Annotated in this window: 23 protein-coding genes; 19 read left to right on the top strand and 4 right to left on the bottom strand. The window is 59.4% G+C overall.

Annotation, left to right across the window (positions count from 1 at the left end; all coding sequences use genetic code 11):
* Positions 1-70 precede the first annotated feature (70 nt).
* A complete protein-coding gene (locus BLT54_RS07185; protein ID WP_074642873.1) occupies positions 71-1,648 on the top strand; it encodes a GMC family oxidoreductase in 1,578 nt (525 codons plus the stop codon).
* Positions 1,649-1,652: 4 nt separating this feature from the next.
* Here BLT54_RS07185 and BLT54_RS07180 read toward each other — a convergent pair whose 3' ends face one another.
* Positions 1,653-2,261: a hypothetical protein gene (locus BLT54_RS07180; RefSeq protein ID WP_074642870.1), complete on the bottom strand. Its 609-nt coding sequence runs from the start codon at positions 2,259-2,261 to the stop codon at positions 1,653-1,655.
* Positions 2,262-2,515: 254 nt separating this feature from the next.
* Here BLT54_RS07180 and BLT54_RS07175 point away from each other — a divergent pair, with 254 nt between their 5' ends.
* From BLT54_RS07175 to BLT54_RS07135, 9 genes are all read left to right on the top strand, one after another.
* On the top strand, positions 2,516-3,295 hold the full coding sequence (locus tag BLT54_RS07175; protein WP_074642868.1) for a zinc metalloprotease: 780 nt from the start codon (positions 2,516-2,518) through the stop codon (positions 3,293-3,295).
* A 71-nt stretch (positions 3,296-3,366) separates the two neighbouring features.
* Positions 3,367-4,056, top strand: a complete 690-nt coding sequence (locus BLT54_RS07170; protein WP_074642865.1) for a haloacid dehalogenase type II — start codon at positions 3,367-3,369, stop codon at positions 4,054-4,056.
* Positions 4,049-4,888, top strand: a complete 840-nt coding sequence (locus BLT54_RS07165; RefSeq protein WP_074642863.1) for an alpha/beta fold hydrolase — start codon at positions 4,049-4,051, stop codon at positions 4,886-4,888. Before BLT54_RS07170 ends, BLT54_RS07165 begins: the two co-directional genes overlap by 8 nt.
* Before the next feature lie 53 nt (positions 4,889-4,941).
* A complete protein-coding gene (pcaD, locus tag BLT54_RS07160) occupies positions 4,942-5,727 on the top strand; it encodes a 3-oxoadipate enol-lactonase (RefSeq protein ID WP_074642860.1) in 786 nt (261 codons plus the stop codon).
* A complete protein-coding gene (locus tag BLT54_RS07155) occupies positions 5,720-6,481 on the top strand; it encodes an alpha/beta fold hydrolase (protein WP_074642857.1) in 762 nt (253 codons plus the stop codon). Before pcaD ends, BLT54_RS07155 begins: the two co-directional genes overlap by 8 nt.
* A 52-nt stretch (positions 6,482-6,533) precedes the next feature.
* Positions 6,534-7,760 carry a TCR/Tet family MFS transporter gene (locus BLT54_RS07150; protein WP_074642855.1) on the top strand — a complete coding sequence of 409 codons (1,227 nt, stop codon included), beginning with the start codon at positions 6,534-6,536 and terminating at the stop codon, positions 7,758-7,760.
* Positions 7,761-7,836: 76 nt separating this feature from the next.
* The gene (locus tag BLT54_RS07145; RefSeq protein WP_074642852.1) at positions 7,837-8,049 is read left to right on the top strand and encodes a hypothetical protein; all 213 of its coding nucleotides are present in this window, start codon (positions 7,837-7,839) and stop codon (positions 8,047-8,049) included.
* A 267-nt stretch (positions 8,050-8,316) separates the two neighbouring features.
* Entirely contained in the window at positions 8,317-9,831 is a 1,515-nt protein-coding gene (gene scpC / locus BLT54_RS07140) for a succinyl-CoA:acetate CoA-transferase ScpC (RefSeq protein ID WP_218129375.1), read from the top strand.
* Between the two features lie 42 nt (positions 9,832-9,873).
* Positions 9,874-10,848: a peptidoglycan DD-metalloendopeptidase family protein gene (locus tag BLT54_RS07135; protein WP_083351734.1), complete on the top strand. Its 975-nt coding sequence runs from the start codon at positions 9,874-9,876 to the stop codon at positions 10,846-10,848.
* Between the two features lie 52 nt (positions 10,849-10,900).
* On the opposite strand, the gene BLT54_RS07130 is transcribed toward BLT54_RS07135, so the two are convergent.
* The 3 genes from BLT54_RS07130 to BLT54_RS07120 are packed head-to-tail and all read right to left on the bottom strand — an operon-like array spanning position 10,901 to position 13,930.
* Entirely contained in the window at positions 10,901-11,593 is a 693-nt protein-coding gene (locus BLT54_RS07130) for a GntR family transcriptional regulator (protein ID WP_074642850.1), read from the bottom strand.
* Positions 11,571-12,743: an acetylornithine deacetylase gene (gene argE, locus BLT54_RS07125; protein ID WP_074642847.1), complete on the bottom strand. Its 1,173-nt coding sequence runs from the start codon at positions 12,741-12,743 to the stop codon at positions 11,571-11,573. The genes BLT54_RS07130 and argE overlap by 23 nt, the downstream gene beginning before the upstream one ends.
* A 2-nt stretch (positions 12,744-12,745) precedes the next feature.
* The gene (locus tag BLT54_RS07120) at positions 12,746-13,930 is read right to left on the bottom strand and encodes a M24 family metallopeptidase (RefSeq protein ID WP_074642845.1); all 1,185 of its coding nucleotides are present in this window, start codon (positions 13,928-13,930) and stop codon (positions 12,746-12,748) included.
* 181 nt (positions 13,931-14,111) lie between these two features.
* On the opposite strand from BLT54_RS07120, the gene BLT54_RS07115 reads away from it, so the two are divergent.
* The 9 genes from BLT54_RS07115 (at position 14,112) to BLT54_RS07075 (ending at position 22,693) form a co-directional block, all read left to right on the top strand.
* A complete protein-coding gene (locus BLT54_RS07115; protein ID WP_074642842.1) occupies positions 14,112-14,954 on the top strand; it encodes a transporter substrate-binding domain-containing protein in 843 nt (280 codons plus the stop codon).
* Between the two features lie 84 nt (positions 14,955-15,038).
* Positions 15,039-15,710, top strand: coding sequence for an ectoine/hydroxyectoine ABC transporter permease subunit EhuC (gene ehuC / locus BLT54_RS07110; RefSeq protein ID WP_083351732.1), 672 nt, complete (start codon positions 15,039-15,041; stop codon positions 15,708-15,710).
* A 3-nt stretch (positions 15,711-15,713) separates the two neighbouring features.
* Positions 15,714-16,385 carry an ectoine/hydroxyectoine ABC transporter permease subunit EhuD gene (ehuD, locus tag BLT54_RS07105; RefSeq protein WP_074642839.1) on the top strand — a complete coding sequence of 224 codons (672 nt, stop codon included), beginning with the start codon at positions 15,714-15,716 and terminating at the stop codon, positions 16,383-16,385.
* A complete protein-coding gene (gene ehuA, locus BLT54_RS07100; RefSeq protein ID WP_074642837.1) occupies positions 16,385-17,200 on the top strand; it encodes an ectoine/hydroxyectoine ABC transporter ATP-binding protein EhuA in 816 nt (271 codons plus the stop codon). Before ehuD ends, ehuA begins: the two co-directional genes overlap by 1 nt.
* On the top strand, positions 17,200-18,198 hold the full coding sequence (gene eutB / locus BLT54_RS07095; protein WP_074642834.1) for a hydroxyectoine utilization dehydratase EutB: 999 nt from the start codon (positions 17,200-17,202) through the stop codon (positions 18,196-18,198). Before ehuA ends, eutB begins: the two co-directional genes overlap by 1 nt.
* Positions 18,188-19,207: a cyclodeaminase gene (locus BLT54_RS07090; protein WP_074642832.1), complete on the top strand. Its 1,020-nt coding sequence runs from the start codon at positions 18,188-18,190 to the stop codon at positions 19,205-19,207. The genes eutB and BLT54_RS07090 overlap by 11 nt, the downstream gene beginning before the upstream one ends.
* A gap of 12 nt (positions 19,208-19,219) precedes the next feature.
* The gene (locus tag BLT54_RS07085; RefSeq protein WP_074643513.1) at positions 19,220-19,702 is read left to right on the top strand and encodes an Lrp/AsnC family transcriptional regulator; all 483 of its coding nucleotides are present in this window, start codon (positions 19,220-19,222) and stop codon (positions 19,700-19,702) included.
* Positions 19,703-19,801: 99 nt separating this feature from the next.
* Complete coding sequence (locus BLT54_RS07080) at positions 19,802-21,277, top strand: NAD-dependent succinate-semialdehyde dehydrogenase (protein WP_074642829.1); 1,476 nt, start codon at positions 19,802-19,804, stop codon at positions 21,275-21,277.
* A gap of 45 nt (positions 21,278-21,322) precedes the next feature.
* Entirely contained in the window at positions 21,323-22,693 is a 1,371-nt protein-coding gene (locus tag BLT54_RS07075) for an aspartate aminotransferase family protein (protein ID WP_074642826.1), read from the top strand.
* Positions 22,694-22,715 lie beyond the last annotated feature (22 nt).

Here is a 22,715-nt window from a genome sequence, read left to right as displayed (position 1 = left end):
GGATGTGACGCGACGTCTCACCTGACAGGTCGTTCAACTTATGTAGCCTCTCCTCAAGGGGGAGAGCAGCATGTTTGATTATATCATTGTTGGTGCGGGGTCTGCGGGATGCGTTTTGGCCAATCGCCTGTCGGACGATCCAAGCAAGCGGGTTTGTTTGATCGAAGCCGGGGGCAAGGATCGCTCGCCCTTCATTCACATTCCTTTGGGGTTGGCGGTTTTGGCGCACCTCAAAGGCTATAATTGGAATGATCACACCGCCCCCGACCCAAACCTGACCCACCGCCGCCTGTTTTGGCCGCGTGGACGGGTTTTGGGTGGGTCGTCTTCGATCAACGCGATGATCTATATGCGCGGGCACCCGGAGGATTACCGGGGCTGGGCGCGGGCAGCGGGTGCGGCGTGGGATTGGCCGCGCGCCTTTGAGCTGTTCAAACGATTGGAAGGCAATGCGCAGATTTCGGATGCGTATCATGGCGTGGACGGCCCTCTGTCCGTCTCCGATCTGCGCAGTCCAAACCCGCTGTCGCATGCCTTTGTGCGGGCCGGTGTCGAGGCGGGATTGACAGAGCGGCGCGACTTTAATGGCGCGGATCAGGAGGGGGTGGGCCTGTTCCAAGTCACTCAGAAAGACGGCAAACGGTTCTCAGCGGCGCGGGCGTTTTTGGACCCGGTGCGCGGTCGGGCCAATTTGACGATTTTGACCGGAGAACAAGTCACGCGGGTGATGTTCAAGGGCACCGAGACCCATGGCGTTGCGCTGCGGGATCGTGAGATTGTGCTCAATCCCGGTGGCGAGGTGATCCTCAGTGCCGGGGCGATTAAGTCGCCACATCTGTTGATGCTCTCGGGCATCGGTCCGGGCGAGATGTTGCGCGCGCAGGGGATCGAGGTGCGGCATGACGCGCCTGAGGTGGGCGAAAATCTGGCCGATCATCTCGACATCACGGTGATGTCTGCCGCCCGCAATCGCCTGCCGATTGGCATTGCGCCCACCTACCTGCCCCGCGCCCTGCGCGCCGCTTGGGACTTTGGCCGCAAACGACGTGGGGAACTGACCTCCAACGTGGCTGAAGCAGGTGGTTTCGTGCGCTCGGATCCCGATCAGCCGCGCCCCAATCTGCAATTCCATTTCATCCCGGCCTATCTGCGCGACCATGGGCGCAAGACCTCCTTTGGCTACGGCATGACGTTGCATGTCTGTGACCTTTTGCCAAAATCGCGTGGACGGATCACTTTGGCCTCAAGTGATCCAAGGGCCGCGCCGGTGATTGAAGCGGGCTATTTGAGCCACCCCGAGGATATGGAAACGCTTTTATCCGGCCTTAAAATTGCCCGCTCGGTGATGGCCGCGCCCGCCCTCGCACGCCATGTCGCATCCGAGGTCCTGCCCGGTGCGGCCTTGCAAAGTGACGAGGCGCTCATAAAGGATATTCGCGCCCGCTCAGAGACGATTTATCACCCGGTCGGCACCTGCCGGATGGGGAGGGACGCGGGTTCTGTGGTGGATGCGCAAGCACGGGTGCGCGGCGTGTCGGGTCTGCGCGTGGTGGATGCCTCTATCATGCCGCAGATCATCGCGGGCAACACCAATGCGCCCACCATGATGATCGCGCAGAATGTGGCGGATATGATGCTTCGCCCCTGACGCTTTAGTGGCACCCCCCGCTACAGTCCTCACAGGCGCGGGCTTTGCCTTTCATTTCAATGAATTTTTCATCCCACGCTTCACCATCACCGAACTCCAAAAAGTTCTGATATTGCTCGTGACGACCGGACAGATGGCTGGCGTGTTTGATCGGACACCAATAATATTCGGTGCGCCCGGCGACTTCGCGGACATAGGCCAAAAGCCCGTTGCCATAGCCGCAATAGACGCAATTGAGCTTTTGCATAAAGTTCAGATAGGTCAGTTTGTGCCGATCCACGGCGATGTATTTTTTGCGTTCAACTTTTGGCAAGCCGTAGATCGGGAAACAGATCGCCTGATAGACGGTGACGAAGAGATCCAGGATCACGAAGGGCACGATCAAACTGTAGATGATCGGCGCTGTGATCACCTCCCAGGGGCGGGCGCGGCGGATAAACACCGACAAACGCACCCGCAAAAGCCGTCCGCGTTTGCGGGCCTCTTCCTCAAACACCACCCGACCGTTGGTCAGACGATATTGAAACTTTTCACGCGCCGCCAAGGCATCCCGTTCCAATTGATCTTGTATTTGCCGCAGGGCTTCGCGGAGTCTCTCAACCGTGCTGTTCATCATTGTCTCCAAACGGGGGCGTCCGAGCTATAGGTGTAGCAGGCGGGACGGACAAATCATCCCCTGTTCTGAAATTTTGCATTTTCATGGATTTTTTGACAAATTTGAAAGCCTTTTTAAACGTTTTCATTTCAGAAACACTGTGTTGACTGCACATGTTTTGCCGCTCAATCCGCCATCTGCCACAGTGTCGCCATGTTTGCGTCCCATCAAAAACCCAAAGACCAACGCCAAAGGGCCCGTCTCAAATCGCTATGACATTCCTTTTCTTCGCCATCCTTTTGGGGATATTTTCCCTGCCTCTGCTCAAAGGGGTGTCAACCCATCAGGGCCGGATGACCACAAGCGGGTTTGATGGCACGGGCGTTGTGATGGGATTTGCACTCACTGTCGCGGTCGCCGCGCTGACCTCGCCTTTGCTTGGCATTGGCTTTGTGTGTGCCGCTTTGTTGCATGAATTTGGCTCTGCTCTGGCCTGTCGGATCATGGGTCATGAGGTGGCGCGGGTGCGTCTGATCCCCCTGCCCTATGTGGCAACACCTCGCTCGGATCGCCCCTTTGATCACGCGCTTGAGGAAAGCTTTGCCGCGCTCTATGCGCCCGCCTTGGCGATTGTGCCGATGATCCTCGCCTTTGGCCTGTTTCACTGCTTTGCCTTGGCCGCACCTCTCTTTGCCGATGTCATGCGCAGCACCGCAATCATGTTGGGCACGTTCAATTTCATCATGCTTTTGCCCTTCCTGCCCTTTGGTGGCGGTCGGGTTGTGCGGGCAGTTTCGGATGCGTTTTGGCCGCGTCTCGGGCGTGTCATCACGCTGTTCATGACCGCCGCCTTTGCCTCGGCGGCTCTGCGCGATCACTCGGTGGCGATGATGATCCTCGCCGCCGCGGGCGTGCAAAGCCTGTTCCACATCCGCCGTCCCGACCAAAGCCGCCTGACGCCAAATCAGGCGCTTTTGGTGATGGCGAGCTATGCCTTTACCCTGACCGTACATTTCACCGGCGGGTTCTGGCTTTTGTCCGGGTTGCTCTGAAACCCACACCATCTCCTCTTTCCTCAGGGCGCGCTCCATGACAGTCTGAGCCGACGGCAAGGGAGGCTCATGTGACCATCACCACCTGTATTTTCGACGCCTATGGCACGTTGTTCGATGTCACCTCTGCCGCCCAGCGCGCCGCACATGAACCCGAGTTTTCGCGCCTTGCGCCACTGTGGCCCCAACTGGCGCAGGATTGGCGCGCCAAACAGTTGGAATACAGTTGGCTGCGCGCAATCATGGGGGATCACGCGCCGTTTTGGACCGTCACCATGGATGCGCTCGATTGGGCACTGGCGCGTGCGGGCCTTGAGGATGATCCACCATTGCGGGCGCGATTGTTACAGCTTTATCAGGAGCTGAGCGCCTACTCTGAGGTGCCCGCCATGTTGCAAACCCTGAAAGACAAAGGGTTTTCCACCGCGATCCTGTCGAACGGCTCGCATGACATGCTCGATGCTGCGGTGTCTTCGGCGGGGCTAGACCGCCTGTTGGACGATGTGCTCTCGGTTGACACGGTCGGCATTTTCAAGCCCTCGGATCGGGTGTATCAAATGGTCCCGGACCGGTTCCAATGCGCCCGCGAAGAGGTGTTGTTTGTGTCCTCCAATGGCTGGGACATCGCCGGGGCGGCACGGTTTGGCTTTGTCACCGCTTGGGTGAACCGCGCGTCCCTCCCCGTGGACCGTATGCCCGGACAGCCCGCTCATATCCTCTCTGATCTGACCCAAATCCCGGAGATCGCCGCCTATGCCTGAGACTTTCAAAACCGCCGATGGTCTCTCGTTGGCCTATGACGTTCAGGGCAAAGGCCCCGCGCTTTTGTGCCTCGCTGGACTGACCCGCAACATGGATGATTTCGAACCTGTGGTGGCGCATTTCGCGGACCGGGCCACAGTTATTCGCGTTGATAGTCGCGGGCGCGGGGCGTCTGATTATGATCCGAATTTCCTCAATTACACCCTACCGCAAGAGGGCGCGGATGCGCTGGCACTTTTGGATCATCTGGGGCTGGACCGCGCCGCCATTTTGGGCACCTCGCGCGGCGGGTTGATTGCCATGGTCTTGGCGATCAGCGCCAAACATCGGCTGTCTGGCGTGTTGCTCAATGACATCGGGCCAGAGATGGACCCGCGCGGTCTGAGCCATATCATGGATTATCTCGGTCGCCCCTCGGCCTATCGTTCGTTTGAGGACGCCGCCGACAAATTGCCCCGCGCTTTGGGCGATCAATTCCCCAACCTCAGCCGGGCGCAATGGCTGACCTATGCGCGGCGGATTTGGACCGAAGGCAAGGCGCGGCTGGAACTGCGCTATGATCCGAAGCTCAGAGACGCGATTGAGGCACAAAGCGTGACCGGGGCCGTGCCCGATCTTTGGCCTTTGTTCGAGGCGCTTGCGGGGCTGCCTTTGGCGCTGTTGCGGGGCGAAAACTCCACCCTTTTGCCGCGCGCCTGCATGGACGAGATGTGCAAGCGCCGCCCGGATATGATCTGCGCCGAGGTAAAGGATCGCGGCCATGTGCCGTTTTTGGACGAGCCTGAAAGCCTTGATGTGATCGCGCGGTTTGTGGCGCGTCTCCCCCATTGAGACCCGCCGCTCCGCCCCCTATGATTTGCACGCATTCTAAAAGGAGCGATCAGATGCGGGTCGATCTCGGCGACATTACCCTCAACGTTGAAGATGACGGTCCGCGCACGAGTCCGCCCATCGTGTTTTGTCATGCCTTGGGCACCAATTTGCACCTGTGGGATGATGTCCTGCCGCTTTTGCCCAATGGCCTTCGGATCATCCGTTATGACCTGCGCGGGCATGGGGCGTCTGACGTGCCGAAAGGCCCCTATTCTATGGGCGCTTTGGTGCGCGATGCAGAACGGATGTTGGATCATTTGGCGGTGCGCGATGCGGTGTTTGTTGGGATTTCCATCGGCGGGTTGATCGCGCAGGGCCTGGCGGTCAAGCGGCTGGATCACATCCGCGCGCTGGTCCTGTCCAACACGGCGGCCAAAATCGGCACCCGCTCGGTCTGGAACAAACGCATCGCCGAGATCGAGGCACATGGGCTTGAAAGCATCGTCGCGCCGACGCTTGAACGGTGGTTCGCCCCCGGATTTCGCAAGTCTGAGACGGCCAAACGCTGGGGTCAGTCGATTTTGGACACCTCTGTTGAGGGCTATTTGGGGTGCTGTGCCGCAATTGCGGGCACGGATTTTTACACGCCCACCTCGGGCTTACGTCTGGCGTGTTTGGGCATTGGCGGCGGCTATGACGGATCGACCCCCGCCGATTTGATGCGCGAAACTTTGGATATCATCCCCGGTGCGCGGTTCGAATTGCTTCAGCGTTCCGGGCATTTGCCGCCCGTGGATGCGCCAGAGGCGTTTGCGGCACTTTTGACGACATTCTTACAGGAGATCGGCCATGTCTGAATTGGGCACGTCTGAGTTTGGCACGTCTGATCCGGTCTTTCTTTTGATCCATGGTTCCGCCCATGGCGCATGGTGTTGGCGCGATCTGATCCCGGCACTTGCGGCGCGCGGGGCCACGGTTCACGCGATGGATCTGCCCTCGCATGGCGATGATCCCACGCCCTATACCGAGGTGACGCTTGATCTCTATCGGGATGCGATCCTCCAAAAGATCGGTAAGATTGGCACGCCGGTGATCTTGGTCGGCCATTCCGCCGGTGGCTATGCGATCACTGCCGCCGCCGAGGCCGCGCCCGAACATGTCGCGCAGTTGATCTACGTGTGCGCCTATGTGCCCGAGGATGGCAAAAGCCTTGGCGACATGCGCCGCAGTGCCAGCGCGCATCCGGTTTTGGCCGCGATTGCAAAAACCCCGGACGGCAAGGCTTTCACCTTTCGCGCTGACACCGTCGAGGCGACGCTGTTTCATGATTGCCCGGCTCAGGCCGTGGCCTATGCCCTGCCGCATCTGGGGGCGCAGGCGATCCGCCCGCAAGAAACGCCCCTGACGATCACCGCGCGCTCCACCACCCTGCCGCGCGATTATGTGCTTTGCACGGATGACCGCACCATCCCGCCGGAAGAGCAGGAAAAAATGGTCAAAGACTGGCCTGAGGACCATGTGCATCGCCTCGCTGCGGGCCATTCCCCCTATTTCTCTCACCCGGACAGCCTGGCGGATCTGCTCATCAAGGCTGTGCGCAAAGACGGATAGACAGCGGCGGCTTTGACGGTCAAAAAGGCGCAGTCTGTGTCAGGGGCCCGTCATGTTGCGTCATCTTCCGATCTTGTTCATCGTGTTCACCGTCTTGATCGACGGCATCGGCATTGGCCTGATCTTTCCGGTCATGCCCGATCTGATCCGTGACGTGACCGGGCGGACCTTGGCCGATGCGGCGCTTTGGGGCGGGGTTTTGGCCACCGGTTATGCGGTGATGCAGTTTCTGTTTGGGCCGATTGTGGGCAATCTGTCGGATCGCTTTGGCCGTAAACCTGTTCTGATCTCAGCGCTGTTCGTGATGATGCTCGATTATCTGGTGATGGCGGTGGCACACACGATTTGGCTGTTGCTGATCGGGCGGTTGATCGCCGGATTGACTGCGGCGACCCATGCCACCGCCGCCGCCTATATGGCCGATATTTCCGCGCCTGAAGATCGCGAAAAACGCTTTGGTCTTGTCCATGCGGCGATGGGCGTTGGCTTTGCGGTGGGGCCGATGATTGGTGGGCTTTTGGCCGGAATTGATACGCGCGCCCCGTTTTATGCGGCGGCGGGCATCGCTGGGTTGAACATGGTCTTTGGCCTTTTGGTCATGCCCGAAAGCCTGACCCGCGACAAACGTCGGCCGTTTCACTGGACCCGCGCCAATCCCTTTGCCGCCTTTCGCGCCATTGGATCACTGTCCGGGGTTAAGCCGCTTTTGCTGGTCTTTGGCCTCTATGAAATGGCCTATTTCGTCTACCCGGCGATCTGGTCGTTTTATGGCGTTGAAAAATTTGGATTTGACGCGCGGATGATTGGGCTGACGCTGTTTGCCTTTGGCCTTTCCATGGGCCTGGCGCAATCGGTGTTGATCGGACCACTCGTGAGCCGCTTTGGTGCGTATCGCGTCACCATGGGCGGAATTTTGGCCGATATCGTTGTGTTTGCCACTTTGGGCGTGACCAGTAGCGTGCCGCTGGTGTGGATCGTCACCGTGCTGTCGGGGATTTCGTCGGTCACCCTCCCGGCATTGCAAGGCACGATGAGCCGCGCCACGCCCGACACCCAACAGGGCGAATTGCAGGGCGTGATCGGCTCCATCGCCGCCATGGCGACCATCCTCAGCCCCTTGATCATGACCGAAACCTTCGCAATCTTTTCGCGCCCCGGCACGGCGCATTACCTGCCCGGCGCGCCATTTTTATTGTCGATGGCAATCGTCATTCTGGCCGGGATCGTGCTGTGGCGCTGGCGGGTGCGGCGGGCAGGATCTGAGCCAAAGCCCGCCTGATCAATATCCTTCGCAAGCGCCACCTGACAAAATGCCGATTTTCTGCTAGGCTTTCCCTCTCAGAGGAGGAATTTTGATGACCCATCATACTGTTTTTGACGCCCATCATCGCCACCACGATCCGCATAAAAACCACCGCCTTGTGCAGTTTGCAAAACTGGATCGCACGGCGCGCAGACATCCGATTTGGGACCAACTCAGCCGCACAGACCGGCCAGACACGCAGGGCGCGCGACCTGCGTCGCGTGTGGTTCAATTCCTGCGCGTGGCGCGTGGGCACCGGGCCTAAAGCCAAGTTTGAGGGCACTCAAACCCACAGCGGAATGGCCTGCGAAACGGCTTTGCAAAACCGGTCAGATTGATCGGTTTTGCAAATAAATTATCACATATCTGTGCGAATCCGCATAGCGGGGTTGCGCCTTGAGAATGTGCTGGACCCTCCTTCCATCGAAGGCGTAGATGCGAGGAACATCGGGCGCTGATGGCGGGAGGGGACCCCATTTGCCGTGATACTCCCACTTCACGCCCGGAATCCGTGTTAAAATGGAGACCCTTCGTGACCCAACCCTCGCGCATCGCCCCACAATCGCTTCACTCCAAAATCATGAATGCCGAAGACGCGGCAAGCCTTGTTCACAATGGCGCGGCGGTGGGCATGAGTGGCTTTACCGGCTCGGGGTATCCCAAAGCTGTGCCGCTCGCTCTGGCGGCGCGCATTGAGGCCGAGCATAGCGCAGGCCATCCGTTTCGGATCAAAATCTGGTCTGGCGCATCGACGGGACCGGAGCTTGACGGTGCCTTGGCCAAGGCCGATGGCATTGATTTTCGCCTGCCCTACAACTCCGACCCCATCGCGCGGCAAAAGATCAACGCCGGCGAAATGAACTATGTCGACATGCATCTGTCACAGGTCGCGCCGATGGCATGGCAGGGCTTTTTGGGCCCGCTCGACACTGCGATCATCGAGGTGTCCGGCATCACGGCCGAGGGCGATTTGATCCCCTCCTCCTCCATCGGCAACAACAAAACATGGTTGGAACGCGCCGATAAAATCATCCTTGAGGTCAACAGTTGGCAAAGCGAGATGCTCGACGGGATGCATGATATTTACTACGGCACGGCCTTGCCGCCGAACCGCGTGCCGATCCCGTTGATCAAACCCGATGATCGCATCGGTCAGCCGCATTTCAAGGTCGATCCCTCCAAAATCGTCGCCATTGTCAAAACCGACGCCCCCGACCGCAACGCACCGTTTTCCGCCCCCGGCGACACGGCGGAGGCGATTGCCGATCACATCCTTGAGTTTTTGATGTGGGAGGCCAAACGCGCAGGCCTGCCGCCCAGCCTGTTGCCGCTGCAATCAGGCGTCGGCAACGTGCCCAATGCGGTGATGGCCGGGTTGATCAAAGCACCGTTTGAGCAAATGACCGCCTTCACCGAGGTGATCCAGGACGGGATGCTCGACATGATCGAGGCGGGCACCTTGCGCGTCGCCTCCGCCACCGCCTTTTCGCTTAGCCCGGAAAAGGCCGAGTATTTCAACACCCATGCCCGGCTCTTTCGCGACAAATTGATCCTGCGACCGCAAGAGATTTCGAACCACCCCGAACTGGTGCGCCGCCTTGGCTGTATCGCGATGAACGGGCTGATCGAGGCGGATATTTACGGCAATGTGAACTCGACCCACGTCATGGGGTCGCGCATTCAAAACGGCATCGGCGGCTCGGGCGACTTTGCCCGCAACGCCTATCTGTCGATTTTCATGACGCCGTCTACCGCCAAAAACGGTGCCATTTCCGCGATTGTGCCGATGGCGAGCCATGTCGATCACATCAACCAAGACGTGCAGGTGATTGTCACCGAACACGGCCTGGCCGATGTGCGCGGCTTGGACCCGAAAAAGAAGGCCGCTTTGATCATCGAAAAATGCGCCCATCCAATGTATCGCGATGCGTTGCGAGAGTATTTCGAGCGGGCGAAAAAGAGCTCCTTTGGCGGCCATACGCCGCATGATCTGCGCGAGGCGTTGAGTTGGCATCAAAGGTTCATTGACACTGGCTCAATGCTGTAATCCTCTGCCGTTCCGCTTGTCGCTCTGCCAAGGAGGCCCCTGATGCGCCATATTGAAATGCCCGCCCAATTGGCGCAAAAGCTGGGTGAGGCTCTGCGCGATGCGCCGGATCTGCACCGGGCGATTGTTGCCTGTCTCGACGGGGTGACCGTATCAGGAGTGTCTGTGCCAGAGGATCAGGCGGATGGGCTTTATGATCATGTCCGCACCGCTCTTGATCCGGCCCAGGATGCCGCGCTGATCCAAAGGCTTGAGGCGCTGGACCCGGCGTTTTTGACCGCTGTGATCCGCTATGGGTTGGGCCATGCGCCAATCCCCCATGCGGCGGCCATTCGTGCCGATCTTGCGCGCGTGGCGGTGGCCCCGGTGATGCGCCCCGATCCCAATGGCACGGCGTCCCTGCCGCTGCCCTCGGATCGCGCCGGAATGCCCGCCTTTTCCGATCGGGCCTTTGATGCGTGGTTCACCGGGCAACGCGCCCCCGATCTGCCCGCCAACCAGCCGCTTTACGGCTATGGCCTTTATGGCGAACAGCGCAGCATTTATATGGCCGATCAATACCGCGATGCCTCCGGGCCAGAGCCGCGCAGCCGCCATTTGGGCATCGACATTTTCGCACCCGCTGGCACGATGGTCTGCGCGCCTTTGCCCGGACGGATGCATCGCGTGGCCTATAACGCCGATCCTCTGGATTACGGCCATACTGTGATTTTGGAACATAGGACGGCGGAGGGTCTGTCGTTTTGGACCCTTTATGGCCACCTTGGTGCCCCCCTCCCCGGTCTCGCCGAAGGGGCAGAGATTGCCATCGGCCAAGACCTTGCGCCGCTGGGGGATTGGCATGAAAACGGCGGTTGGGCACCGCATTTGCATGTTCAGATCATCACCAGCCTCTTGACCCAAACCGGCGGCAATTTCTTTGGCGTCGGCCATGATAGCCTTTGGTCCGTTTGGTCAGACATCAGCCCAGACCCCAATCTGATCCTGCGTCTGCCGGATGCAGTCTTTGGGCGGTAACCCCTCCGGTGTGTGCCAGCCTCTGGGCACTGCGCCCCAGTTGGCGGGGGCTTTAGACGCGCATGCGGGCAAAGCTCATGGAAATATGGCCACGGCGGATATGGCCGACAGCATCCAGATCGCCGAGTTCCAGCGCCCCCAACAGGTCTTGGAGTTCGCGGGCGTAAATGTCGATTTCCTGCATCAAATCAATCTGTGATCCGGTCACCTGTTGTAGCCAAATGCGCGCGGTGCGAAAATACAGCCGTTCCGCCATTGTCCGCAGCGGGGCATTGGCGGTGAGGTCCAACAAGGTCAGAAACGTGTCTTGGTCCAAAAGGGAAAAGTCGCGCGCCGATGGGGCGGCTTTGAGGGCCTCGGAGCGGGCATACAAGGCCCGGAACCGTTGCAAAAACGTGGCGTCGGGGTGAACCGGATCAAGCACGGTTTGCAACAGCACCAATTCTTTGCGCAGCCGATAAACCTGTGACATCTCGCTATAATCGACATTGGTGACCATGGTGCCGACCCCATGAACCGAGGTCACAAGCCCTTCGTCCTCAAGCCGCGCCAAAACGCGGCGAATGGGGGTGCGCGAAATGCCAAGCTCGGCGGCCAGCGCCGTTTCCGAAAGTTTCATGCCCGGCGGGTAGTCCAACATGCAGATGCGGCTGCGAATATCCGCATGGATGCGCTCTGCACGTTCACGCGCCCGCAACGGTTCGGGCATCATGTCCATCGGTTCAGTCTCTGTCGTGTCTGCCATAGGTCTCCCCAAGTCGATCCAGCACTGCCATGGCTTGGCAAAGCTGATCGCGTTCAACATATTCGTCGGGCTTATGAGCTTGGTCAATGGATCCGGGACCACAAATCACCGCACTCATACCGATCTCTTGAAAAAGCCCGGCTTCGGTTCCAAACGGCACAACATCGGCGGTGTTGGCCCCGGTGAGGCGATACAAAAGATCGCGCGCGGCGTTCTCGTCCATGGGTGTGAGGCCCGCGACCTCGCCAATCACTTCGGTGGTGATCTCCGCCTGCGGTGCGACCGCTCGCATATCCGGCAACAACACGTCGCCGACATACTGCGCCAGATCGCGCAGCACCAAATCATAATCCGCCAAAGAGGTCGGGCGCATTTCCCATTCTAACGTGGCTTTGCCCGCGATGACATTATGGGCATGACCGCCGTGGAGGCCGCCGATGTTGATCGTGGTGTGCGGCGGGTCAAACCGTGAATGGGGCGGGCAGCGGTCGATCAAGACCTGTCGTAAAACAAGCAGCCGGTTGATGTAGCGCACCGCATATTCGATTGCGTTGACGCCTTTCTCCGGTGCCGATCCATGCCCCTCCACGCCGGTAAAGGTTACGGTATATTCGCAACAGCCCTTGTGCCCTTCGATCACCCGCATCTGCGTCGGCTCACCAATCAGCGCCATCGCGGGCCGGATGTCGCGCGCCTTGAGCACCTGCACAAGATCGCGCGCGCCGAGACAGCCGACCTCTTCGTCATGGGTAAAGGCGAAATGGATCGGGTGTTCGCGTGTCGCCGCTTTGAGCGTGTCGAGTTTGGTCAGACAGGTGGCGATGAACCCTTTCATGTCACAGGTGCCGCGGCCATAGAGCCGGCCGTCCCGCTCCACCATATCAAACGGATCGCTGCTCCACGGTTGATCTGCCACCGGCACCACATCGGTGTGCCCGGACAGGACCAGCCCACCCGCACGCTCCGGCCCGAGCGTGGCAAACAGATTGGCCTTTGTACCGCCCGGGTCTTTGAGCACCTCCACCCGCGCGCCCGCACGCTCCAACCTGTCCGCGATATAGTGGATCACGGACAGGTTGCTCTCGGACGACACCGAGGGAAAGGCGATGAGATCGGCCAGAATGCTTTGGCAGCGGTCGAGATCGGACATGATCAGTCCTTCACAAACAGCTTGCGCGGCACATTGCACAAAGGCTCCGCTGGCCCGTCTTCGCGGATCAGGATTGTCTCCGTCGTCTCCATCCCCCAACCGTCCATCCACAGTCCCGGCATGAAGTGAAAGGTCATGCCCGGCTCCAAAACTGTTTCATCAAAGGCGCGCAAGGAGACCGTGTGTTCGCCCCAATCCGGCGGATAGGACAGACCGACAGCATAGCCGCAGCGGTTCGGACGCTCGATCCCCACTTTGATCAGTTCCGCATCCAAAGCGCGGGCGATGTCGCAGGCCCGGTTGCCCGGGCGCGCCACCTCGATCCCGGCGTTCAACCCCTCGGTCAGCGCCTGAGCCGCGTCACTCATATAGCCGGGCGGCTTGCCGAAAAAGATCGTCCGACACAGCGGCGCATGGTAGCGGCGATAACAGCCGGATTGTTCGATAAACGTCGCCTCGCCCTTTTTCAGCGCCTCGCCGTTCCATGTCAAATGCGGCGCAGAAGCATCCGCGCCCGAGGGCAAAAGCGGCACGATGGCCGGGTAGTCGCCCCAACTGTCGTCTTCGCCCTGCACCGACGTTTTGAACATCTCGCCAACAAGATCGTGTTTACGCATGCCCGGTTCGGCCAATTCAATCGCGCGCTCAATCACCAGTTCGGAAATGCGCGCGGCCCGGCGCATGAAATCCAATTCCTCAGAGGATTTGATCAGCCGGTTCCAGTTCACCAAACTGGAGGCATCTACCAGTTCGGCCTCCGGCAACCCCTGCGCCAAAACGGCAAAGGCGCGGGCAGTGAAGTAATAGGTCTCCATCTCGATCCCGATGCGTTTGTCGCCATATCCCATGATCCGCAGATGCGAGGCGAGGTCTTCCATCGGATGGATGTCGGTGGCCTGAATATAGCGATCCGCGTAGTGGAGGATGTTCTCGTCTTCCATCCAGACGGTGCGCTTGGCGCCATTGGCGTCTTGCATCCGTCCCCACCAGATCGGATCGCTGTCGAGACTCAAAATCACGCCTTGATGCACATAAAATGACCAGCCGTCATATCCGGTGAGCCAGTTTTGGTTCGACGGATTCGTGACGAAAAGGATGTCGATTCCAGACGCATTCATCGCCTCGCGTGTCAAACGGATGCGCCGTTCATATTCAAAACGGGAGAAAGGGGCATTCTCAATAGGCATGTATTTCTCGCATATTGTGCACATCTTGTGCGATTCTATAGGACGTTTTCACGTGTAAAGCCGAAAAATAAGGATGTTTTTGGGCCGTTTTCCTTGACACTCAGGCGATTCGCCTAATGTTGTATACATCAGTTGAGGGAAGCCCTGTTTCCTCGTCAATGAAAATAATTGGGAGTGACTTATGAAACCTATCCTTAAAACCGTCGCCGCTGCGGGTCTCACGCTGGGCGTAAGCGCGACCGCCCTTATGGCCGGAACGTTGAGTGACCGGATCGCAAACGGTGATCCGATCCGTATCGGCTTTGCCAACGAAGTGCCTTGGGCCTATCCGGGCGAAGACGGCGCCGCCGAAGGGTTTGTGAACGCCTATGTCATCGGCGTGCTCGAAACGATGGGCTATGACAACATTGAGCCGGTCGTCACCGAATGGGGCGGCCTCATCCCCGGCCTCAACGCGGGCCGTTTCGACATTGTGACCGGCGGGATGTATATCCTTGGCTCGCGCTGCGAAAACATGATGTTCTCCGAGCCGATGGCCAAAGTGGGCGATGCCTTCATCGTGCCCGCAGGCAATCCCAAAGACCTCAACAACTACGAACAGCTTGCCGAAAAAGAGGCGTTGTTTGTGACCGGCGCGGGCTACAACCAAATCGAAGCGGCGGAACGCGGTGGCGTCGATGACGACAAGGTCATGACCGTACCCGGTCCAACCGAAATTCTCGCCGCTGTGCGCGCGGGCCGTGCCGATGCCGGTGGGGTGACCTATTTCACCGCGCTCAATTTGGCCGAACAATCCGGCGGCGATGTCGAAGTCTCCGACGTCAGCCAACTCCCCGACTGGACCCAAAACTGGGTTGGCATCGGCTTTCGCGATGAGGACGCGGATTTCGTCGAAAAATTCAACGCCGCCCAAGCCGAATACCTTGGCTCTGATGCGATGATGGAAGCCGTGTCCGCCTATGGCTACTCCAAAGGCAACCTGCCGGGTGAGATGAAAACCGCAGACGCCTGCGCCATGAAGTGATCGACGCTCTCTTTGATCCATCGAAGTGATTGAAGCGGGCCGGGGCAACGGTTCCGGCCCGCATGTCATTTTCAGCCTCGGGAGATGCCCTTGAGCCTCTGGGAATTTATCGCGACGTATTGGCCCGACTTCCTCAAAGGAACCGGGGTCACCGCCGCCCAATTCATCCTTGCCACGATGCTCGCGATCGGGATCGCACTGGTGGCCGGATTGATGAAACTGTCCCGCAATGCCGTCGTGCGCGGCGTATCGGTGACCTATATCGAAATTTTTCGCGGCACCTCGCTTTTGGTGCAGCTTTACTGGATTTTCTTTGTGCTGCCGCTGTTCGGCGTGACGCTGGATAAGTTCACGGCGGGTTTTGTTGCCGTTGGGATGAATTTAGGCGCTTACGGCGCCGAGCTTGTGCGCGGCGGCATTCAATCCGTGCCAAAAGGGCAATGGGAAGCCGCCTATGCGCTCTCAATGAGTCCGGCCAAACGGATGTGGCGGATCATCTTGCCGCAGGCTCTGGTCAATATGTTGCCACCTTGGGGCAATCTTTTGATCGAGCTTCTGAAAAACACAGCACTTGTCTCGCTGATTTCCGTCACCGACCTGATGTTCGTGGCCAAACAGATCAACGGATCGACCTTCCTCTCGGCTCAGGCCTTTGGTCTTGCGCTGATCGTCTATTACGTCTTTGCGCGCTTCATCGTCACACCCTTTATGCGGTGGCTCGAAGGAGTCATGCGCCGCAAGTTGGGGAGGGCCTGAGCCATGGGATTTCATTGGAAATGGGATTTCACTTGGGAAATCCTGCCGCGTCTGCTTGAGGCGACGCTCAACACTCTGATCGCAGCGGGGGCGGGCTATGCCATCGCCATCGTGTTGGGGCTGGTCCTGGCGCTGGCGCAGCGCACGCCGTACCGGGCACTGACTTTTGTGGTGCGCGAATTTGTGGAGTTCATCCGCTCGACACCGCTGATCCTTCAGATCTTTTTTGTGTTCTACGTTGGCCCGCAATTCGGGGTGCGCATGAGCCCGTGGACATCGGGCATGATCGCCATCGGGTTGCATTATTCGGCCTATCTGTCGGAGGTCTATCGCGGCGGGTTGAACAGCGTTGGCAAAGGCCAATGGGAGGCCTGTACAGCGCTCAACATGAGCCCGCGCCAAGCCTATACCCGGATCATCATTCCGCAGGCTGTGCCTCCCGCTTTGGCGGGTATGGGCAACTATCTTGTGGGGATTTTCAAGGACACGCCGATGCTCTCGGTGATCGGTGTCGCGGAACTGATGCACACCGCCAATGCGATCGGCTCCGAAAGCTATCGCTTCCTCGAACCCTACACCCTCGTCGGCGTGATTTTCCTCGCCATTTCCCTTCCTGCCGCCGGTTTCATCCGTGTGTTTGAAACCTATGTGCGCCGCAAACTTGGACTGAAATAATGGAAGATATGTCGCAATACCCGCTGGAACTGACCGGCGATAATATCCCGATGGTGCGGTTCATGAACGTCACCAAACGCTACGGCAAACTGACCGTTTTGGACCGGCTTGATCTGGACGTGGCGACGGGCGAAATGGTGACCGTGATCGGTCCGTCTGGCTCGGGCAAGACCACCGTTTTGCGGATGCTGATGACGCTTGAGACCATCAATGAAGGTGTGATCTATGTCGATGGCAAACCGCTGACCCATATGGAGAAAAACGGCGCACTCGTGCCCGCCTCCCCCAAGCACCTGCGGATGATGCGCAGCCAGATTGGCATGTGTTTTCAGCACTTCAATCTGTTCCCGCATATGACCGCCTTGGAAAATTGCATGGAGGGGCCGGTTCAGGTTTTGGGCATGTCCAAACAGGAGGCGCGCAAACGCTCTGAGGACCTGTTGGACCTTGTCGGCATGATCGAAAAGAAGGATCAGCACCCGTCGCGTCTTTCGGGTGGGCAACAACAACGTGTTGCCATTGCCCGCGCTTTGGCGATGCGGCCCAAGGTGATGCTGTTTGACGAAGTCACTTCCGCGCTTGACCCTGAGGTGATCGGTGAAGTGACCAATGTGATCCGCGATCTGGTGGACAAACACAACCTCACCATGTTGATGGTCACCCACCAAATGGGCTTTGCCAAAGACATCTCCGACCGTATTTGTTTCTTTTTTGACGGCTCAATCGAGGAACAAGGCGCGCCTGACGCGCTGTTTGGCAATCCGCAAAGGGAGCGGACGCAGCAATTCCTCAGCGCGGTCAAAGAGGCGGGCTGATGCTGGCCTTAACGGATGTTTTGGCCGCGCAAGAGGTGATCAAAGGCGTGGCCGACGGCACGCCGCTTGTGCCCTCGCACCTGTCGCAAAAACTTGGGGGCAATCTCTGGCTCAAGCTTGAGATTTGCCAACCGATGGGGGCGTTCAAACTGCGCGGGGCGGTGAATGCGATGGCGCATGTGCCGGATGGGGCCAAAGGCGTGACCTGTTGTTCCACCGGCAACCACGGTCGCGCCGTGGCCTATGCGGCGGCGCAAAAGGGCCTGCGCGCCGTGATCTGTATGTCCGACCTTGTGCCGCAGGCCAAAATCGACGGCATCCGCGCGCTTGGTGCAGAGGTCCACATCCACGGCCGCTCGCAAGACGAGGCCCAAACCCATGCCACGCGGTTGGCGCGTGACGATGGGTTGGTCGATATTCCGCCCTTTGACGATCCGCATGTGATCGCCGGACAAGGCACCATTGCGCTGGAAATGCTGCGCGCCCGCCCCGATCTCGACACGTTGATGATCCCGCTCTCCGGCGGCGGTTTGGCGGCAGGCATGGCAGTTGCGGCCCGCGCGATCAAACCGGACATCCGCCTGATCGGCGTCAGCATGGATCGCGGCGCGGCGATGGCCGCCTCGATCACAGCGGGCCACCCGGTTGAGGTCGAAGAGGTCGCCTCTTTGGCCGACAGTCTGGGCGGCGGGATCGGGCTGTCAAACCGGTTTACCTTCCCGCTCTGCCGCACTCTTTTGGATGAGGTGGTTTTGGTTACGGAGGACGAGATTTATACCGCCATGCAGGCGCTTTATTACGAGGACCGTTTGGTTGCGGAAGGGGCCTGTGTGGTCGGCATCGCCGCCCTTATGGCGGGCAAAATCGTGCCAAGCCCACAGATGGGCACCGTGATCACCGGGCGCAATGTCGATATGGCGCAATTCACCCGTGTTGTGACGGGCCAAGACGTGCGGCTTGGGGATGTGATTGTAAAAGGAACGCCCTATGACGACTGAGACACAGGCCAGCGCACCCCGCCCCGACATCCGCCCCGACATCCGCATCGTGACAGAGGCGCAATTGCGCGGGGTTGTCTCGCTTGACCTTGAAACCATTGATGTGATCGAAAACGGCTTTCGCGCCTTGGCCGAAGGTGGGGTTGTGATGCCGCCGGTGCTGTCCATGGCGATTGCGGCCCATCACGGTGAGGTCGATGTCAAAACCGCCTATGTGCCGGGCGTGGACGGCTTTGCCTTGAAAGTCTCGCCGGGGTTTTTCGACAATCCCAAATTGGGCCTGCCCTCTCTCAACGGTTTGATGATCCTGTTTTCGGCCAAAACCGGGCTGGTTCAGGCGGTGTTTTTGGACAACGGCTACCTCACCGACATCCGCACGGCGGCGGCGGGCGCGGTCGCAGCACGGCATTTGGCACCAAAGATCGAGACGGCGGGGGTGATCGGCACTGGCGTGCAAGCGCGATTGCAAATGCAGGCGGCTCATCTGGTGCGCCCGTTCAAACGCTGTTTGGTTTGGGGGCGTGACGTGGAAAAGGCCAAAGCCTGCGCCACCGATATTGCCGCGATGACCGGTGCCGAGGTGGCGGTGATGACCGAGATCGCACCGCTTGTGGCGCAAAGCCAGCTTGTGGTCACCACGACCCCTGCGACCACGCCCTTGATCACCGCCGATATGCTCCATGACGGGTTGCACATCACCGCTATAGGGTCGGATCAGGCGGGCAAAAACGAGATCGCGCCAGAGGCCTTGGCCGCCGCCGGTCTCTATGTCTGTGATCGGGTCAGCCAATGCGAGGTGCTGGGCGAATTGCGGGCGGCACGCGCGCAAGGGCTGATGCGGCAAACCCCGCCAGAGTTGGGCCAGATCATCACGGGAGTCGCCCAAGGCCGCGCCGATCCACGTCAGATCACGATCTGCGATCTGACCGGAACCGGCGTGCAAGACACCGCCATCGCCAGCCATGTCGCGACCCGTTTGGGGGATGCGGGCACGGTGATTTCCGCGTAACCTTGCCCCATGATCAAACTGGACGCCCGTGATTTCGACATTCTGCGCGCCCTGTCTCGGGAGGGGCGGATGTCAAAGGCACGTCTGGCCGAAGCGATTGGCCTGTCGCCGACGCCCGCATGGGAGCGGTTGAAAAAGCTCGAAAAAGCCGGGCTGATCGAGGGCTATCACGCCGAAATCAACCTGCGCAAATTGGGTTCGACTGTGACGGTGTTCGTCGCCGCCGAACTTGCCGATCACACCCAAGCCTCGTTTCAGACCTTTGAAGCCTCGGTGCAATCGCATGAGGAAATCCTGGGCTGTTGGGCCTTGGGCGGCGGGTTTGACTATCTGTTACAGATCGTCACCCGCGACATCGACGCCTATCAACGGCTGATTGACACGTTGTTGGACGCGCGCATCGGCATCGCGCGCTATTTTACCTATATCGTCACCAAACAGGTCAAAGGCGGTGGCGCTCCGCCGCTTGGGCTGTTCACAGACCATTTGGACTAGCGCACCCCACCCCGGCAGTCCGAATATCGCGCATTGGCCCTCACTTTGGTCTCCCCCTCTGCCGTGATCCGTCACAGTGACAGGGGATAGGAGGCCAACATGCGTGACACTGCGATTTCTGCCCGCCCAGATATTGGCGACAAACGTCTTTTGCGGGGCTTTTCCTATGTGAATGGCAAATGGACCTCCGGCGAGACGGGCGCCTGTTTTGCCGTGACCGACCCGGCCACAGGGGCGCATTTGGGCGATGTCGCCGCACTGAGCGCCGCGCAATCCACCGCCGCCGTGGAGGCGGCGCAGGCGAGTTTTCCCGCCTGGTCGCAACGTTTGCCACAGGACCGCGCCGCCGTGCTGCGCCGCTGGCATGATCTGATGATCGCGGCCAAAGGGGATCTCGCGCGGATCATGGTGCTCGAACAGGGCAAGCCGCTGTCGGAAGCGCGCGGCGAGATCGACTATGCTGCGGCGTTCATTGACTATTACGCCGAAGAGGCGAAGCGTCCGAATGTTGAAGGCGTGACCTCGCATTTGCCCGATGCAGAAGTCGAGCTTTGGCTGGAACCCGTGGGCGTTGTCGCCCTGATCACGCCGTGGAATTTCCCCTCCGCCATGCTCACACGCAAAGCGGCGGCGGCTTTGGCGGCGGGCTGTACCATCGTGGCGCACCCTTCGGCTGAGACACCCTATTCGGCGCTGGCACTGGCGGAATTGGCCGAACGCGCGGGCATGCCCGCGGGCGTGTTCAACGTCGTGACCGGGGATGCGCCCACCGTGGTGGAACCATGGACGAAAGACCCCCGCGTGCGGGCGCTGTCGTTCACGGGGTCTACCGAAGTGGGGCGGCTTTTGTATCGCCAATCGGCGCAGACCGTGAAAAAATTGGTGCTTGAACTCGGCGGCCATGCGCCGGTGATCGTGTTCAAAGGTGCCGATTTGGACCGGGCTGTGGCGGAGGTGATCAAAGCCAAATTCGCCACCTCTGGGCAGGATTGCCTGGGTGCAAACCGGATTTATGTCGAGCGTCCGATCTATGCCACGTTTTGCGCGAAATTCGTGGCGGCGGCCAAGGCGCTCACCCTTGCGCCGGGCATGGAGGACGCCGATCTCGGCCCGTTGATGAACGCCCGCGCTGTGGCCAAACAACAGGCACATGTCGACGACGCGCTGGCCAAGGGCGCGCGACTGGCCTGTGGTGGCGCGGTTTCCGATCTTGGCCCGTTGTTCTATCCGGCCACTGTGCTGACCGACGTGCCCGACAATGCCAAAATCATGCATGAGGAAAGCTTTGGCCCCGTCGCGCCGATCACGCCGTTTGACACCGAAGACGAGGTCATCACACGGGCCAATGATAGCGAATATGGCCTTGTCGCCTATGTCCATTCGCAAGACCCGAAACGCATCTATCGCCTCTCACGGGCGCTGCAATACGGCATGGTCGCGGTCAATCGCACCAAGGTCACCGGCGCGCCGATCCCCTTTGGCGGCGTCAAGCAATCTGGGCTGGGCCGCGAAGGTGCGCGGATGGGGATGCAGGAGTTTATGGAGCTGAAATACGTCTGTCGCGATTGGGGCTGACCCCGCGCGCACGGATGCAAAGACTTGAACGGAAAAGGAAAGAACATGCTGACAAATGATCAACTTGGCCAATGGGACCGCGAAAACTTCTTTCACCCCTCCACACATTTGGCACAACACGCGCGCGGTGAAACCCCGACGCGGGTGATCAAAACCGCCAAGGGCGTGCATATTGTGGACCGCGACGGCAAGGAAACATTGGATGCCTTTGCCGGGCTTTACTGCGTCAATGTCGGTTACGGACGTCAGGAAATTGCCGAAGCGATTGCCGATCAGGCCCGCGAATTGGCCTATTACCACGCCTATGTCGGCCACGGCACCGAAGCCTCTATCACGCTGGCGAAAATGGTGCTGGACCGGGCGCCGGATCACATGTCGAAAGTCTATTTCGGCCAATCCGGCTCAGACGCCAATGAGACCAACATCAAGCTGATTTGGTATTACAACAACATCCTTGGTCGCCCTGAGAAAAAGAAAATCATCTCGCGGTGGCGCGGGTATCACGGCTCTGGGTTGATGACCGGTTCTCTCACCGGGCTTGAAGCGTTTCAAAAGAAATTCGACCTGCCGCTCGACCGTGTCGTGCACACAGAAGCGCCCTATTATTTCCGCCGGGCCGATCTTGCCATGAGCGAGGCGGCGTTTGTCGCCGATTGCGTTGCCAAGCTCGAAGAACTGATCGCCCGCGAAGGCGCGGACACGATTGCGGCCTTTATCGGCGAGCCGGTGTTGGGCACGGGCGGGATTGTTCCACCGCCTGCGGGCTATTGGGACGCGATCCAAGCGGTTCTGAACAAACACGACATCCTTTTGGTCGCGGATGAGGTGGTCACGGGCTTTGGCCGTTTGGGTTCCATGTTTGGCTCAGACCACTACGGGATGAAACCCGATCTGATCACCATCGCCAAGGGGTTGACCTCCGCATACGCGCCGCTCTCGGGTTCCATCGTCTCAGACAAAATATGGCAGGTGCTGGAGCAAGGCACCGATGAAAACGGCCCGATCGGTCATGGTTGGACCTATTCGGCGCATCCGATTGGCGCGGCGGCAGGGGTGGCCAACCTCAAGCTGATTGACGATTTGAACCTGATTGAGAATGCCGGAACCATTGGCAAATATCTCAACGACACGATGAAGGCGGCTTTGGCCGACCACCCGCATGTTGGTGACATTCGCGGCGAGGGAATGCTCTGTGCGGTGGAGTTTGTCAAAGACCGCGACACGCGCACCTTCTTTGATGCGGCGGATAAGGTTGGGTATGCGCTGGCCGCGGCCTTGTTGTCCGAAGGCGTGATCGGACGTGCAATGCCGCAAGGCGACATCCTTGGCTTTGCCCCGCCTTTCTGCCTGACGAAAGAAGAGGCCGACAAGGTGGTCGATGCCACGACAAAAGCGGTGACATCCGTTTTGGGCTAAGGCAACACAGCCAAAATACGGC

Source organism: Celeribacter baekdonensis (assembly GCF_900102315.1).
GTDB lineage: Bacteria > Pseudomonadota > Alphaproteobacteria > Rhodobacterales > Rhodobacteraceae > Celeribacter > Celeribacter baekdonensis.
The sequence above is the reverse complement of the archived record's forward strand: the minus strand, read 5'-3'. Positions and strand labels throughout refer to the sequence as shown.